The organism is Curtobacterium sp. MCSS17_011, assembly GCF_003224275.1.
Classification (GTDB): domain Bacteria; phylum Actinomycetota; class Actinomycetes; order Actinomycetales; family Microbacteriaceae; genus Curtobacterium.
The window spans coordinates 75362-89820 of sequence record NZ_QKLE01000009.1; the positions used below are offsets into that span (position 1 = coordinate 75362).

The 14459-nt window shown below is 68.8% G+C and carries 15 protein-coding genes and 1 tRNA gene; 4 read left to right on the plus strand and 12 right to left on the minus strand.

The genetic code is table 11. The features are described 5' to 3' along the window. Positions 1–77 precede the first annotated feature (77 nt). Complete coding sequence (locus tag DEJ17_RS08640) at positions 78–755, plus strand: ABC transporter ATP-binding protein (protein ID WP_110893111.1); 678 nt, start codon at positions 78–80, stop codon at positions 753–755. A gap of 125 nt (positions 756–880) precedes the next feature. Here DEJ17_RS08640 and DEJ17_RS08645 read toward each other — a convergent pair whose 3' ends face one another. The 6 genes from DEJ17_RS08645 to DEJ17_RS08670 all read right to left on the minus strand — a co-directional run bounded on the left by DEJ17_RS08645 (position 881) and on the right by DEJ17_RS08670 (position 7269). Further along, complete coding sequence (locus tag DEJ17_RS08645) at positions 881–1825, minus strand: biopolymer transporter Tol (RefSeq protein ID WP_110893046.1); 945 nt, start codon at positions 1823–1825, stop codon at positions 881–883. A 129-nt stretch (positions 1826–1954) separates the two neighbouring features. Continuing rightward, positions 1955–2794 (minus strand): carbohydrate ABC transporter permease, encoded by an 840-nt coding sequence (locus DEJ17_RS08650; protein WP_017888647.1) that lies wholly within the window; start codon positions 2792–2794, stop codon positions 1955–1957. Continuing rightward, positions 2787–3782 carry a carbohydrate ABC transporter permease gene (locus DEJ17_RS08655; protein WP_110893048.1) on the minus strand — a complete coding sequence of 332 codons (996 nt, stop codon included), beginning with the start codon at positions 3780–3782 and terminating at the stop codon, positions 2787–2789. The genes DEJ17_RS08650 and DEJ17_RS08655 overlap by 8 nt, the downstream gene beginning before the upstream one ends. 177 nt (positions 3783–3959) lie before the next feature. Continuing rightward, positions 3960–5261: a sugar ABC transporter substrate-binding protein gene (locus DEJ17_RS08660; protein WP_110893049.1), complete on the minus strand. Its 1302-nt coding sequence runs from the start codon at positions 5259–5261 to the stop codon at positions 3960–3962. Positions 5262–5374: 113 nt separating this feature from the next. Next, positions 5375–6526: a Gfo/Idh/MocA family protein gene (locus DEJ17_RS08665; protein ID WP_110893051.1), complete on the minus strand. Its 1152-nt coding sequence runs from the start codon at positions 6524–6526 to the stop codon at positions 5375–5377. Next, entirely contained in the window at positions 6523–7269 is a 747-nt protein-coding gene (locus DEJ17_RS08670) for a sugar phosphate isomerase/epimerase (RefSeq protein WP_110893053.1), read from the minus strand. The genes DEJ17_RS08665 and DEJ17_RS08670 overlap by 4 nt, the downstream gene beginning before the upstream one ends. A gap of 144 nt (positions 7270–7413) precedes the next feature. On the opposite strand from DEJ17_RS08670, the gene DEJ17_RS08675 reads away from it, so the two are divergent. After that, a complete protein-coding gene (locus DEJ17_RS08675) occupies positions 7414–8625 on the plus strand; it encodes an ROK family protein (RefSeq protein WP_110893055.1) in 1212 nt (403 codons plus the stop codon). Between the two features lie 68 nt (positions 8626–8693). Continuing rightward, on the plus strand, positions 8694–9377 hold the full coding sequence (locus DEJ17_RS08680) for a YqaJ viral recombinase family protein (RefSeq protein WP_071406321.1): 684 nt from the start codon (positions 8694–8696) through the stop codon (positions 9375–9377). A gap of 23 nt (positions 9378–9400) precedes the next feature. Here DEJ17_RS08680 and DEJ17_RS08685 read toward each other — a convergent pair whose 3' ends face one another. From DEJ17_RS08685 to DEJ17_RS08710, 6 genes are all read right to left on the minus strand, one after another. Then, positions 9401–10009, minus strand: a complete 609-nt coding sequence (locus DEJ17_RS08685; protein WP_110893057.1) for a Pr6Pr family membrane protein — start codon at positions 10007–10009, stop codon at positions 9401–9403. Positions 10010–10094: 85 nt separating this feature from the next. Next, positions 10095–10784, minus strand: coding sequence for a 50S ribosomal protein L1 (rplA, locus tag DEJ17_RS08690; protein ID WP_017888639.1), 690 nt, complete (start codon positions 10782–10784; stop codon positions 10095–10097). Between the two features lie 90 nt (positions 10785–10874). Then, a complete protein-coding gene (gene rplK / locus DEJ17_RS08695; protein WP_017888638.1) occupies positions 10875–11306 on the minus strand; it encodes a 50S ribosomal protein L11 in 432 nt (143 codons plus the stop codon). Positions 11307–11464: 158 nt separating this feature from the next. Beyond that, positions 11465–12514 (minus strand): transcription termination/antitermination protein NusG, encoded by a 1050-nt coding sequence (gene nusG / locus DEJ17_RS08700; RefSeq protein ID WP_110861538.1) that lies wholly within the window; start codon positions 12512–12514, stop codon positions 11465–11467. Positions 12515–12649: 135 nt separating this feature from the next. After that, positions 12650–12913 (minus strand): preprotein translocase subunit SecE, encoded by a 264-nt coding sequence (gene secE, locus DEJ17_RS08705; protein ID WP_371830607.1) that lies wholly within the window; start codon positions 12911–12913, stop codon positions 12650–12652. 35 nt (positions 12914–12948) lie between these two features. Next, a tRNA-Trp gene (locus DEJ17_RS08710) sits at positions 12949–13021 on the minus strand. A 152-nt stretch (positions 13022–13173) separates the two neighbouring features. Between DEJ17_RS08710 and DEJ17_RS08715 the strand changes: the two genes are divergently transcribed. Further along, positions 13174–14400 (plus strand): pyridoxal phosphate-dependent aminotransferase, encoded by a 1227-nt coding sequence (locus tag DEJ17_RS08715; protein WP_110893059.1) that lies wholly within the window; start codon positions 13174–13176, stop codon positions 14398–14400. Positions 14401–14459 lie beyond the last annotated feature (59 nt).

Consider the following 14459-nt stretch of genomic DNA (forward strand, 5'->3'; position numbering starts at 1 on the left):
AACCGACGACAGGAGCAACCGTGACCAGCACCGACACCGTGACCGGCGAGGCGGAGGCGAGCCGCGCCTCCAGTCCGATGTACCGGCTGACGAACGTCAGCAAGACCTACCAGCAGAAGAACCGGACCGTCACTGCCCTGACGAACGTCCACCTGACGATTCCGCAGGGGCAACTCGTGGCCGTCCAGGGGCCGACCGGCGGCGGGAAGTCGACGCTGCTGCAGATGCTCGGAGCACTCGACCGGCCGAGTGCGGGCTCGATCCACCTCGGTGGCGACCGCGACGTGGCGAAGCTCGGCGACCGCGCGCTGACCGACCTGCGGGCGACCGAGATCGGCTTCGTGTTCCAGAGCTTCAACCTGATCCCGACGCTGACCGCGCTCGAGAACGTCGAGACGGCGTTCGCGGGGTCGCTCGCGAACCGGTCCCGGAATGAGGTCCGCGAGCGTGCGGTCGCCGCGCTGCGCGAGGTCGGACTGGGCGAGCGGATGGAGCACCTGCCGGCCGAGCTGTCCGGCGGACAGCAGCAGCGCGTGGCGATCGCGCGGGCGCTGGTGAAGAACCCGAGCGTGCTGCTCGCCGACGAGCCGACCGGTGCGCTCGACGAGTCGACCCGCGACGAGATCATGGCGCTCATCGAGAAGCAGTGGCGGGAGCGCGGGCTGACCGTCGTCATCGTCACGCACGACTCGTGGGTCGCGAAGCGCGCCGAGCGGCGCCTGCACATCAAGCAGGGGCAGGTCCGCGAGGTCTAGTGGGGGCGCGGGGCGGGGCGTCAGCCCGCGTTTCGCGCTGAGCGACAGTCCACGCGTCCGGCGGCGCGTGGACTGTCGCTCAACGCGTGAGCTCGCTACCGATCCCGCCGCCGGTGCCGCTCCCGCTACCCCGCCACCGGGTAGTCGCAGTACGCGAACCACGCCGAGTCCGGAGCCCACGGCGGCACGTTGACCGTCCCCTGCCCGCCGTCGAGGGCCACCAGGGTCTCCGGCTGGACCGCTATCCGGGCACCTCGGACGAGTGAACCGGGCAGCAGCCGGAGCTCGACGCGGTGGTCCGCCGGGTGGCCCTGCACGCCGGGCTCGTACGACAGGTACAGCAGATGGGAGCCGTCCGGCGACAGGTGCGGGAACCAGTTCACCCGGTCGTCGTTCGTCAGGCGGACGGGGCTGTCGTGACCGGGCCAGCGCACGGCCAGCTGCGCGGTGCCGGGGGTGAACCGCTCGGTGTTCCAGAGCAGGATCCCGCCGGCCGGACTGATCGTGCAGCCGTCGTCGGGGTGCTCGTCCCGCGTGACGAACGTCGGCTCGCCTGTCTCCGGGTCGACCATCGCGACGTCGGTGGTCCAGACGCCGTCCTCGGACAGCTCCCCCACGATCGCGGCGAGGGCGCTGCCGTCGGGGGCGATGCCGTGCAGGTAGAACTTCCGCTTGGTGGGCAGGGCCGCTGTGACGTCGGTGATCCGGGTCGCGGGGCCGCCCTCGGGCAGCGGGACCCGGTACAGCTCGCCGTCGCGGGCGCTCACCACGATCGAGGTGCCGGACGGGTCGAGCACGTGGTCGTTGTTGATCTCGTCGACGCCGTCCATCGGCACCGGCACGAGCGCGGTCTCGTCGAGGACGGTGCCGCTGTCGGCCGACGGCAGCCGCAGCAGCCAGAGGTCGCCGTCGCCGTTGAGCACCAGGGTCTCGGCGTCCAGGACGTTCGGCGCCTCGACGAGCACCGTGGCCGACTCGAACACGAGCCGCGAGGTGCGGGCCTCGACGTCGAACACGTGCACGCGGCTGGTCTGTCCGGGCAGCAGCTGCCGCCCTCGGGTCTCGCTCATGGTTCCATCCTGTCGGTCGGGCGGTCGGTCGGTCGGTCGGGTGAGAGACGGCAAAACACCGGTGTTCGCGCTCCGCACCGCGTCATGCGGGGGTGTCGAGCGCGAACACCGGTGTCTTGCGGAGGGGGCCTACTTCACGGCACCCGCGGTCAGGCCGGCCACGAACTGGCGCTGGACCACGAGGAACGCGGCCACGACCGGGATCGACACGACGAGCGACGCCGCCATGACCTGGTTCCAGTACACGTTGGTCTGCGTGGAGTACTGCTGCAGACCGACCGCCAGGGTCGAACCGAGGCCGTTCGTCATGACCGAGGCGAAGAGGACCTCACCCCAGGCCGTCATGAACGAGTAGATCCCGACCGCCACCAGCCCCGGACGGGCCGACGGCAGGATGACCCGGAACAGGGCACCCATCGGGCCAGAGCCGTCGACCATCGCGGCCTCGTCGAGTTCGCGCGGGATGGTCTCGAAGTACCCGGCCAGCATCCAGATCGAGAACGGGAGCGTGAAGGTCAGGTACGTGATGATCAGGCCGAGCCACGACCCGACGAGCTGGATGCCCAGGGTGTTGCCGAGGTTCGTGAAGATCAGGAACAGCGGCAGCAGGAACAGCACGCCGGGGAACATCTGCGTGGAGAGCACCGCGGTGGTGAAGGTGCTCTTGCCCTTGAAGTTCCAGCGCGAGACACCGTAGGCGGCGAACGTCGCGATGATCAGCGAGAACACCGTCGCCACCGTGCAGACCACGAGCGAGTTGATGAAGTACCGACCGAGCGGCACCGTCGACCACATGTCGATGAACGGCTGGAAGGTGATCCTCGACGGGATCCACGTGAAGTTGTCCTGCACGTCGCCGAGGGGCTTGATGGCCGTGGTGATCATCACGTAGAGCGGCACGACCGTGAACAGCGTCAGGACGACCAGGGTGATGATCTTGAAGGACTTGGCGCCAGTTGTCTCACGCACGGACGGACCTCCGGTTGGTCACGGCGAGGTAGATGCCGGTGACGACGAGCAGGAAGAGCAGGAGCAGGACGCTCATCGCGGCACCGGAGCCGAAGTTCCAGGTGATGAACGACGCGTTGTAGATGTGGAAGCTCAGCAGGTCCGCGGCGGGCGGCTGGGCGGTCGAGCCGAACAGCACGAACGGCGTGTTGAAGTCGTTGAACGTCCACAGGAACATCACGAGCACGAGCGTCACGTTGACCGGGCGGACCATCGGCAGCGTGATCGAGCGCCATTGGCGGAACGGCTTGGCTCCGTCGACCGAGGCGGCCTCGTACACGTCGTTCGGCACCGACTGCAGACCGGCCATGAGCATCAGGAACGCGAACGGCCAGGTCTTCCAGATCGCCACGACGACGACGGCGACGAAGGCGTTGTTCCCGATGAGCCAGAACGGGGCGTCCCCACCGAACAGACCGAGTTGGTCGACCAGCAGGTGGTTCAGGGCTCCGGAGTCACGCTGGAACATGAACTTCCAGGTGATCACGCCGGCGTACATCGGCAGCGCGTAGGGCACGAGGAACAGGGTGCGGAAGAGCCCGCGTCCGGCGAACGGCTTCTGCAGCGCGACGGCTGCGGCCATGCCGAAGGTCCAGGAGAGCCCGACCACGAGGACCGTGAAGGCACACGTGATGAGGAACGAGTTGAGGACCCCGCGACCGATCGCCTGGTCGAAGTCGACGACGACCTGGTAGTTCCGGAACCCCGCAAAGGGCGCGGCACCCCAGTTCGCGATGAAGTACTTGGTGAGCTGGATGAACGAGATCCAGATGCCGGTGAGCATCGGGACGATGTGGATGAGCAGCTCGAACAGGATGGCCGGCGCGACGAGCGCGTAGGGCAGCCAGTGGGTCTTGCGCTTGCGACCTGGCGGACGGCCCGACATCGTCGGGGCCTTCGTGTGCGTCAGGTCGATGCGCTCCGAGTCGGGCAGGACCGTCGTGGACATCTGGTGGGGCCTTTCGGCAGGAGGGGCGTGCAGGTGCGGTCCGCGCGTGCGGTGGCAGCCGGGAGGCGCGGGGTGCGTGGGGCGTGAGCCTCACGGCCGACGATCGGTCGGCTCTGGAGCGTCAGGGGCGGAGGCCCGGGCGCGTCCGGCGGACGCGACCCGGGCCTCCAGGGTGGATCAACCGGCGGCCTGGGACACCTGGTCCTGGGCGGTCTGCAGTGCCGACTTGATGTCGGCCTCGGAGACCTTGGAGCCGGTCGCGATCTTGGCGAACATGTCGTTCATCGCCTTGCCGACCGTGGACTCGAACTGGTCCTCGGCGGGCACCAGCGGGAGCGGCTTCGCCTTGTTGTTGTAGATGTCGAGGAACGTCTTCGTCTGCTCGTCCGTGACGGAGTCAGCAGCCTCGGCGAGCACCGGCAGGGCCGAGTACGGCTTGTCCAGCGTCGTCTGCGTGTCCATGCTCGTCATGTACTTGACGAACTTGAGCGCGCCGTCCTTGTTCTTCGTGTTCTTGAAGATCGACAGGTTGATGCCGGCCGGGAAGCTGGCGATCTGCTCGCCGCCCTCGGGAGCCGGCAGCGCCACGACGCCGTACTCGTCCGACTTCATGCCGAGGGACTCGATGGTCGCGTTCGCGTTGTTCTGGTTGAGGATGAACGCGGCCTTCTTCTTCGCGAAGTCCGTGGTGGACTGCGTCGCGTTGTCGTACTGCGCGTTCGACGGGTTGGCGACCTTCGAGTCCTGCATCAGGTCGAGGTAGCGCTTGATGCCGTCGACGTTGGCCTTCGACGTGAAGGTCGGCTTGCCGTCCGCGTCGAACCACTCGCCACCGTTCTGCGCCGAGTTGATGAACGCGAAGTGCGAGTTCTCGGTGTACGAACCGCCCGCGAGGCTGAAGCCGTAGGTGTCGCCCTTGGTCAGCTTCTCGGCGTCGGAGACCATCTCCTCCCACGTGGTGGGCGGGGTGATGCCGGCGTCCGACAGCATCTTCTTGTTGTAGTACAGGCCGTAGGCGAGCCCGTAGAGCGGGACGCTCGTGACCGTCTTGTCGGGCGCGCCACCGGTGGACAGTGCGACCTTGCCGAACTTGTCCTCGCCGCCGATCGCCTTCATCTCGGCGTCACCGAACTCCTGGAAGGCGCCGGTGGCCTGGAGCGAGGTCGCCCAGGTGTTGCCGATGTTGACGACGTCCGGGCCCTGGCCCGAGGTGACGGCGGTCTGGATCTTGTTCTGCAGGTCGTTCCAGCCGATGACCTGGAGGTCGACCTTGATCCCGGTCTCCTTGGTGAACTTCTTGAGGACGGGGGTCAGCACCTCCTTGTCGTTCTGCAGGGACGTGCCCTGGTTGGACGCCCAGTACGTGAGCGTCTTGGAGTCGCCGGAGTCGCCGGACGATCCGGAGGAGCAGGCTGCGAGGCCGGACACGGTGAGTGCGGCGGCCGCGGTGATGGCCAGTGCGCGGATGGCAGTGCGCATGACTCTCTACTTTCTCGTCGTTGAGATGGTGCAGGGATGGAGCAGGGATGGAGCTGGTGCTGCGGATGGTGCTGGTCGGGTGCTGCTGTGGGTTGCGGGCAGCGCCCTGGCGGTCAGGCCAGGGTGCGTTCCGCGGGGTCCCAGCCCTCGGGGAGGGTCGGGGAGGGCGACACGGTGCTCTCGACGAGCACCGCCTCGCCACGTTCTGCCGCCTCGGCGATGGAGACCATCACGTCGAGGACGTGGAAGGCGAGCGCACCGGGGACGCGGTTCTCGTCGCCTGCCCGCAGCGAGCGGGCCAGGTCGACCACGCCGGTGCCGCGCGAGTAGGTGGAGCCGACCGCGGGGATCGTCTCGGGCTCATCGGAACCGAGGGCGTACAGCTCGGTGTCGCCGTCGAAGTTGTTCGGGTCGGGGAACACGACGGTGCCGGTCTCCCCCGCGATCTCGACGAAGCCGGTGCGGCCCCGGTCGGACTCGAACGAGAAGACGCTCTGCGCGCTCCCGCCGTTCTCGAACTCGATCAGCGCGGAGTGGTTCGTCGGGACGTCGACCGGGAACTCGGTTCCGGCCTTCGGGCCGGAACCGATGGTGCGGGTCGCGCGGGACTTCGACGCGGTCGCCGTGACCTTCTTCACCGGTCCGAACGTCTGCACCAGGGTGGTGATGTAGTACGGGCCGATGTCGAACAGCGGACCGGCACCGAACGCGAAGAGGAACTCCGGGCTCGGGTGCCACGACTCGGGGCCGGGGCTCTGGAAGAGCGTCAGTCCGTTGAGCGGCGTGCCGATGCGGCCCTCGCGGATGGTGCGGAGCGCGGTCTGCAGGCCGGCGCCGAGGAACGTGTCCGGGGCGACGCTGACGGTCTTGCCCGCGGCGGCCGCGGCGTCGCGGAGCTCCGCGGCGCTGGCACGGTCGAGGGCGTAGGGCTTCTCGCCCCAGACGTGCTTGCCGGCGGCCAGGGCCTGCAGCGCGACCTCGACGTGGGCGGCCGGGATCGTCAGGTTCACGACGATCTCGATGTCGTCGTCGGCCAGGAGCTCCTCGACGGTGCCCGATCCGGGGACGCCCCACTTCTCGGCCTGGGCCGCGGCGCGCGGCAGGTCGATGTCGGCGATGAAGCGGACCGTCACGTCAGGGAAGACGGTGAGGTTCGACAGGTACTGGTCCGAGATGACCCCGGCGCCGATGACGCCGACGCCGACGGGGCCGGTGCGGGTGGTGCTGTCGGTTGCCGTTGCAGCGGCGGTCGTGGTGTCGGTCATGCGCGGGCCCCCTCGAGGAACGTGTAGGAGTCGGCGACGGCCTGGAAGACGTCACCCTCGTGGTCGTCGAGCTCGACGACGTGCAGTGCGTCGGGCGCGGCGGCGATGATGTCGCGGATCGGCATGACGCCGTTGCCGACGGCGACCTGCTGCTTGTCGTCGTGCGAGCCGTCGCCGTCCTTGACGTGCAGGAACTGGACCTTGTCGCCGTACTTGCCGATGACCGCGACCGGGTCGTCCCCGCCGACCTGCACCCAGTAGGTGTCGAGCTCGAGCACGACGTCGTCGGACAGGGCGTCGGCGAAGACCTCGTACGCGCTGACGCCGTCGATGCGGTTCGAGAACTCGAACGCGTGGTTGTGGTAACCGAGCACCAGGCCGTGGTCGGCGGCGCGGGGGGCGAGGGCGCTGAGTTCGCGGGCGATCGCCTCGACGTCCTCGCGGGTGGTCCAGCGGGACTCGTCGATGTGCGGGTCGATGAGGGTCCCGAAGCCGAGGGTCGTGGAGGCGTGGAAGATGCGCTCGAGGTCCTGCTCACCGGCGTCCAGCAGACGGGCGTGGCCGCTCGGGGCGGCGAGGCCGGCGTCGCGGAGGGCGGCGGCGAGTTCGTCGGCCTCGTCGACGAAGCCGAAGGCCTCGACGTTCGTGTAGCCGATGTCGGCGATGCGCTGCAGGGTGCCGGGCAGATCAGCACTGAGGGCATCGCGGACCGTGTAGAGCTGGACCGAGAGCGGTTGGGTCACCAGGGGTTCTCCTCGTCGAGATGGTGCGGTCGTCACTGACCGATCGTCACACTACGAGCACTTTTGTCGGCGGTCAAGCAGAAGTCCGAGGAATGTCGACGGACTTCATTGCGTGGCGCGAACGATGTGTGCTTCACTCCCCACATGGTCGACTTGAACCGGACGGCAGCGTCGCCTCCGGTCGGGACGAGCGAGCTCTTCCAGATCCTCCGCGACGGCGTGCCGCGCACCAGGGCCGAGCTCGCCGCACTGACAGGACTCGCACGCTCCACCATCGGCGTGCGCCTCGACTCCCTGATCGACATCGGGCTGGTCGGCGCCGTGGACACCGCCGTCTCCACCGGCGGCCGTCCGCCCGCCCAGGTGGCGCTGAAGCCCCGCGCCCGGCTCGTGATCGCCGCCGACCTCGGCGCCTCGCACGGTCGCGTCGCGGTCACCGACCTGGTCGCTGCACCGCTCGCGACCCGCGACGCCCGGATCGACATCGCGGCCGGTCCCGTGCCGACGCTGTCCTGGCTCGTCGAGACCATCGACGACCTGCTCGCCGAGGTGGGGCGCAGCCGCCAGGACGTCATCGCGATCGGGATCGGTGTCCCCGGGCCCGTCGAGTTCTCCACCGGCCGCCCGGCCAACCCGCCGATCATGCCCGGCTGGGACGGCTTCGACGTGCCCTCGTGGCTCCGGCAGCACATCGCCGCACACGTGCTGCTCGACAACGACGTGAACATCGCGGCCCTCGGTGAGCGGGAGCACGGCTGGCCGGACGTCGACCACCTGCTGTTCGTGAAGGTCGCGACCGGCATCGGGTCCGGCATCGTCTCCGAGGGACGGCTCCAGCGCGGCGCCCAGGGCACCGCCGGTGACATCGGCCACGTGCGGGTCTCCCGCGCCGGCGACGTCCCCTGCCACTGCGGCAACACCGGTTGCCTGGAGGCCGTGGCCTCCGGCCCGGCCATCGCCCGCGCACTCCGCGCGAAGGGGCACGACGTGCACACCGGTGCGGACGTGATCGACCTGGTGAACCGGTCGGACCTCGACGCGATCTACGCAGTCCGACAGGCCGGTCGGGACATCGGCGAGGTCCTGGCGACCTGCATCTCGCTCATCAACCCGTCCGTCATCGCACTCGGCGGATCGATCACGCAGGCCGGTGAGCACCTGCTCGCCGGCGTCCGCGAGGTCGTGTACTCCCGCTCGATGCCCCTGGCCAGTGAGCACCTCGTCATCGTGCAGTCCCGCGCGGGGTCCCTCGCCGCGCTGCAGGGCGCCGCGGCCCTCGCCATCGGCTACGCCCTCTCACCCGCCGGAGTCGACGAACTGGTCGCCTTCGCCGAGGGGCGCGAACTCGTCTCCTGACGCACACCCACCGATCGCGTGAGCGCGTCGGTTTCGGTCTTGCCGGTGGTCGGGGGGACAATCGTCGGGTGACGATCGTGCAGCCCACCCTGTGGGGCGACCTGGACCCCGGTCTGGAGGCGCATCCCGCCCCCGGTACGCCGGTCCCGGCTGCGCGTGATGCGTTCACCGCCCTGCGCGGCCACACCGAGCGCATCGTCGCGCACTCCTCGGACCGCGTCGCCTGGCTCCGTGCCCGAGCAATGGGCATCACCGCCACCGACGTCGCCCGGCTCGCCTCGCTGCGCGCCGTCGAGGCCGTCGTCACCGAGAAGCGCTACGGCTCCCGGTTCTCCGGCAACGCGTTCACCGAGCACGGCAAGGACCGCGAACCGGTCATCGCTGCCTGGGTGGCCGCCACCCACGGCATCCAGCCCTCGGCGCACCTGTTCCACGCCGCTGCGAACCGCGCCCACCTCGCCACCCCGGACGGCGTCGGGGTCGACGAGTCGTCCCGCGTGGTGCTCGCCGAGATCAAGACCACCGGCAAGGCCTGGCGGAGCATCCCCCGGCACTACCTGCGGCAGATCTGGTGGCAGCAGTACGTGCTGGGCGCCGACCGCACCCTGTTCGTCTGGGAACGGCACGACGGGTTCGTGCCGGTCGCCGACGAACCCGAGTGCCGCTGGGTCGACCGCGACGACGATCAGATCCGCGGGCTGGTGCAGCTCGCCGACCTGGTGCTCGACAAGCTGCGTGGCTTCCGCTCCTAGACCGTCTGTTGGACCGCCACCAGCTAGACCTTCACCAGACGCAGCCGACTCATCCCCACGACGAGGATGCCGAGCAGGGTGATCGAGACCGCGATCCCGACCACGTAGATCGCGACGACGCCGTAGCCCTGCGCCGGATCGAGGAACGGGTACGGCACCCATCCGTCGGTCGCGCCGCGGACGAGCACCACGGTGGTCCAGACGGCCGGGTAGAGCAGGAACCACCACACGTGCCGGAGCAGCAGTCGTGCCCGGTCGGAGAACAGCAACCAGTCGAGCACCGCGTACACCGGGATGATCTTGTGCACGATGTCGTTCGACCACGGCACCGAGGCCGACACGTTCGCCCCCGTGAGCAGGGTGTTGTAGACGATGCCGGTCGTCGCGATGTACACCGTCGCGGCGCCACGGAACACCGAGACGGCGAGGTCCGCCCGCTTGCGACGGGCTGCGGCCACGAGCGTCACCGCGAGGGCCACGGCGATGACCAGGTTCGACTGGATGGTGAAGTAGCCGAAGAAGTTCCAGAACGAGTAGGTCGGGGTCTGCGCGCTCTCGAGCCACTGCGCCACGACCGCGACGACGATGGCGATGACGGCGATCAGTCGGAGCGAGTTCACGAGGGTGCGCACGGCACCACGGTATCGGGACACGGCGGCGTCGTGCAGGAAGGGCCCGCACCGTTGCCGGTGCGGGCCCTTCCTCGAGTCAGTCGACTCAGATGCTGTTGACGTCCAGCGGGATGCCGGGGCCGAAGGTCGTCGAGACGGCGCCCTTCATGACGTAACGGCCCTTCGAGGACGACGGCTTGAGGCGGTTGATCTCCTCGAGCGCGGTCGAGATGTTCTCGTCGAGCTGCTCCGGCGTGAACGAGGCCTTGCCGACGACGAAGTGCACGTTGGCGTGCTTGTCGACGCGGAACTCGATCTTGCCGCCCTTGATGTCGTTGACGGCCTGCGCCACGTTCGGGGTCACGGTGCCGGTCTTCGGGTTGGGCATGAGGCCACGCGGGCCGAGCACCTTGCCGAGACGACCGACCTTGCCCATGAGCTCCGGGGTCGAGACAGCAGAGTCGAACGAGGTGTAGCCCTCGGCGACCTTCGCGATGAGCTCGTCGCCACCGACCTCGTCGGCACCGGCGGCGATCGCGGCCTCAGCAGCGGCGCCCGTGGCGAACACGATGACGCGGGCGGTCTTGCCCGTGCCGTGCGGCAGGATGACCGTGCCGCGGACCATCTGGTCGGCCTTGCGGGGGTCCACGCCGAGCTTCAGCGCGACCTCGACCGTGGAGTCGGTCTTCGAGGAACCGGTCTCCTTGGCCAGGGCGACGGCCTCGGTCGGGGTGTAGAACTTGTCGGCCTCGATCTTCGCGGCCGCGGCCTGGTAGGCCTTGGACTTCTTCGCCATGGTGGTCTCCTTGCGAGATACGTGGTTGGCGAGCCGGCGAGGCTCTCCCACGGAAAGGTGTCTGGTGGTGGGCCGGAGCCCGATCGGTGCTTAGGCCTCGACCGTGATGCCCATCGAGCGTGCGGTGCCGGCGATGATCTTCGCGGCCTGCTCGATGTCGTTGGCGTTCAGGTCGGCCTGCTTGGTCTCGGCGATCTGACGGACCTGGTCCATCGAGATCTTCGCGACCTTGACCGTGTGCGGGGTCGAGGACCCCTTCTGCACTCCAGCAGCCTTCTTGATGAGCTCGGCGGCCGGCGGGGTCTTCAGGACGAACGTGAACGAACGGTCCTCGTAGACGGTGATCTCGACCGGCACGACGTTGCCACGCTGCGACTCGGTCGCCGCGTTGTACGCCTTGCAGAACTCCATGATGTTCACGCCGTGCTGACCGAGCGCCGGACCGATCGGGGGGGCCGGGTTGGCGGCTCCCGCGTTGATCTGCAGCTTGATCAGGCCCGTGACCTTCTTCTTCGGTGCCATGACTTGTCTTCCTCCTGGAATCGAACACACGGGGATCCGTGCACTCTCCCGCTGGTCCGGCCGTTCCGGACAGCGGTGAAGGCCCGCTCGCACGAGGCGCGCGGGCCCAAACCCGTTCAGTGTAGTCGATCTCGGTGACCGCTACAGCTGGGTGGTCGCTAGAGCTTGGTGACCTGGTCGAAGCTGAGCTCGACCGGGGTCTCGCGCTCGAACAGCGAGACGAGGACGGTGAGCTTGCCGCTCTCCGGCTTGATCTCGGAGATCGAACCCGGCAGGCCCGCGAACGAGCCTTCCTTGATGGTGATCGTCTCGCCGATCTCGAAGTCGACCTCGGCTGCGGGCTGTGCCTGCAGGCCGCTGCCCTTCGCGCCGCCCTTGGTCGGGGCGGCCTCGGCGACCTGCACGAGGGACTTGAGCATGCCGAACGCCTCGTCGAAACGGAGCGGCGTCGGGTTGTGCGCGTTGCCGACGAAGCCGGTGACACCCGGGGTGTGCCGGACGACGGACCACGAGTCCTCGTTGAGGTCCATGCGGACGAGCACGTACGAGGGGATCCGGACGCGGGTGACCAGCTTGCGCTGCCCGTTCTTGATCTCGACGACGTCCTCCATCGGGACCTCGACCTGGTAGATGTAGTCCTCCATCGACATCGAGACCATGCGGTTCTCGATGTTCGACTTCACGCGGCGCTCGAAGCCCGCGTAGGAGTGGATGACGTACCACTTGCCGGGCTTCATCCGCAGCTCGGCCTTGAAGGCCTCGTACGGGTCGACCTCGGCGGGCTCGTCGTCCTCGTCCTCGGCGTCGAGTGCCTCGTCGGCGGCGAGCGTCTCGTTCGCCTCGGCGGCGGTCTCGGACTCGAGCTCGACTTCTTCCTCGTCCTCGACGGCCTCGACAGCGGCCTCGGCTTCGTCGGCGGAGTCGATCTCGAGCGCGTCGTCGACGACGGCGTCGGCCTCGGGGTCGCGGGCTTCCTGCAGGGCCGTCAGTGCCTCGTCGAGGCCGGCGTCGACGGTGCCGTCGTCGGGCTCGGAGCTGAGGCCGAGGGACTCGTCGTCGTCGCCCTCGATCGAGATCGCACGCTCTTCAGCGGACTCGACGGAGCGTCCTTCGCCGGTCTCGACGTCGCCTTCCTGGTTCTCCTCGACCTCGGAGGACTGCTCGGCAGCCGTCGCGAGGTCGATGTCATCGCGGGAGTTGTCAGACACAGTCGATTCTTTCCGTTCGGTGGTTCGGGTCGGGGTGGCGTTCGTTCATGGTCACGAGCGACGCCGTCACGATCGACGCCGTCTCGGGCGACCGTACTCCTCGAAAACGACCGCACACGGCAGTCGACGTCGGGGTCAGGCCGTGGGCCCGTTGCCGAAGACGTACCCGACGCCGAGACCGAACACGAAGTCGAGGATCGACACCAGGATCATCATGACGACGACGAACACGAGCACGACGCCCGTGTAGCTGAAGAGTTCCTTGCGGGTCGGCGTCACGACCTTGCGCAGTTCGCCGATCACCTGGCGGATGAAGAGCACGATGGCAGCGATGGGTCCTCGGCGCTCGGCCCGGTCCTGCTTCGCCTTGGCGACGACGTCGTCCGCCGTCGTCTCCATGTCTTTGCTCGCCAACTTCTACCCTTCCAGAGTTGCAGGGCGGACAGGACTCGAACCTGCAACCTGCGGTTTTGGAGACCGCTGCTCTACCAATTGAGCCACCGCCCTTCGCAACACGGTTCGTCACCGATCCGCGTTCCGGTGGACGAGTCTACGGGAGTCCGTCACACGGTGTCCACTTGGCCCCTTCCACGGCGTGCCGCGCCGGTAGGCTGGGCCCCGTGAGCACCGCAGCCCCAGGCCCCGAGTCCACCGCCCACGTGTCCGTCGACACCCTCGCCACCGCGCCGGCTGATCGTCCGCGCATCGCGTCCCGCATCGCGGCCATCGCCGAGTCCGCGACGCTCAAGGTCGACGCGAAGGCCAAGGCGCTCAAGGCCGCCGGGCGTCCGGTGATCTCGTTCGCCGCCGGCGAGCCCGACTTCGCGACCCCGCAGCACGTGGTCGACGCGGCCGTCGCTGCCGCGCAGGACCCGAAGAACCACCGCTACACGCCCGCGACCGGCCTGCCCGAACTCAAGCAGGCCATCGCCGACAAGACCGCCCGGGTGTCCGGCGTCACCGTCGAGCCGTCGCAGGTCATCGTCACGAACGGTGGCAAGCAGGCGGTCTACCAGGCGTTCCAGACCATCGTCGACGCCGGTGACGAGGTCCTGCTGCCCGCGCCGTACTGGACCACCTACCCCGAGGCCATCCGGCTGGCCGGCGGCGAGCCGATCGAGGTCTTCGCCGGCAGCGACCAGGACTACCTGGTGACGGTCGAGCAGCTCGAGGCCGCCCGCACCCCGAAGACGAAGGCGCTGCTGTTCTGCTCGCCGTCGAACCCCACGGGCGCCGTGTACTCCGCCGAGCAGACCCGGGCCATCGGCGAGTGGGCGCTCGAGCACGGCATCTGGGTGATCAGCGACGAGATCTACCAGGACCTCGTGTACGACGGGGTCCGCTTCGCCGGCATCCTGGCGGAGGTCCCTGCCCTCGCCGACACCACGATCCTGGTGAACGGCGTCGCGAAGACCTACGCGATGACCGGCTGGCGCGTCGGGTGGTTCATCGGCCCGGCCGACGCCGTCAAGGCCGCGTCGAACCTGCAGTCGCACCTGTCGTCGAACGTCTCGAACGTGTCGCAGCGCGCCGCGATCGCCGCCCTGACCGGTCCGCAGGAGCCCGTCGCCGCCATGCGCGATGCCTTCGACCGCCGACGGAAGGCCATCGTGGACGGCCTCAACGCGATCCCGGGCTTCCGTACGCCGACCCCGCAGGGTGCCTTCTACGTCTACCCCGACGTCACCGCACTGCTCGGTCGCGAGTGGGCCGGCACCACCCCGACGACCACGCTCGAGCTGGCCGACCTGATCCTCGAGCACGCCGAGGTCGCGGTCGTGCCGGGTGAGGCCTTCGGCCCCTCCGGCTACCTGCGCCTGTCGTACGCGCTGGGCGACGACGACATCGCCGAGGGCGTCGCCAGGCTGGCGAAGTTCTTCGCGTAGCCCCTTCAGATCCGCAGAACGGGCCACCTCGCCGAGGTGGCCCGTTCTGCGTGCCGGGA

Excerpts from the sequence above, each read along its gene's own strand:
- DEJ17_RS08640 (WP_110893111.1), top strand. The coding sequence starts at position 78 with ATGTACCGGCTGACGAACGTCAGCAAGACCTACCAGCAGAAGAACCGG.
- DEJ17_RS08645 (WP_110893046.1), bottom strand. The coding sequence starts at position 1,825 with ATGAGCGAGACCCGAGGGCGGCAGCTGCTGCCCGGACAGACCAGCCGC.
- DEJ17_RS08655 (WP_110893048.1), bottom strand. The coding sequence starts at position 3,782 with ATGTCCACGACGGTCCTGCCCGACTCGGAGCGCATCGACCTGACGCAC.
- DEJ17_RS08660 (WP_110893049.1), bottom strand. The coding sequence starts at position 5,261 with ATGCGCACTGCCATCCGCGCACTGGCCATCACCGCGGCCGCCGCACTC.
- DEJ17_RS08665 (WP_110893051.1), bottom strand. The coding sequence starts at position 6,526 with ATGACCGACACCACGACCGCCGCTGCAACGGCAACCGACAGCACCACC.
- DEJ17_RS08675 (WP_110893055.1), top strand. The coding sequence starts at position 7,414 with ATGGTCGACTTGAACCGGACGGCAGCGTCGCCTCCGGTCGGGACGAGC.
- rplA (WP_017888639.1), bottom strand. The coding sequence starts at position 10,784 with ATGGCGAAGAAGTCCAAGGCCTACCAGGCCGCGGCCGCGAAGATCGAG.
- rplK (WP_017888638.1), bottom strand. The coding sequence starts at position 11,306 with ATGGCACCGAAGAAGAAGGTCACGGGCCTGATCAAGCTGCAGATCAAC.
- secE (WP_371830607.1), bottom strand. The coding sequence starts at position 12,913 with ATGGAGACGACGGCGGACGACGTCGTCGCCAAGGCGAAGCAGGACCGG.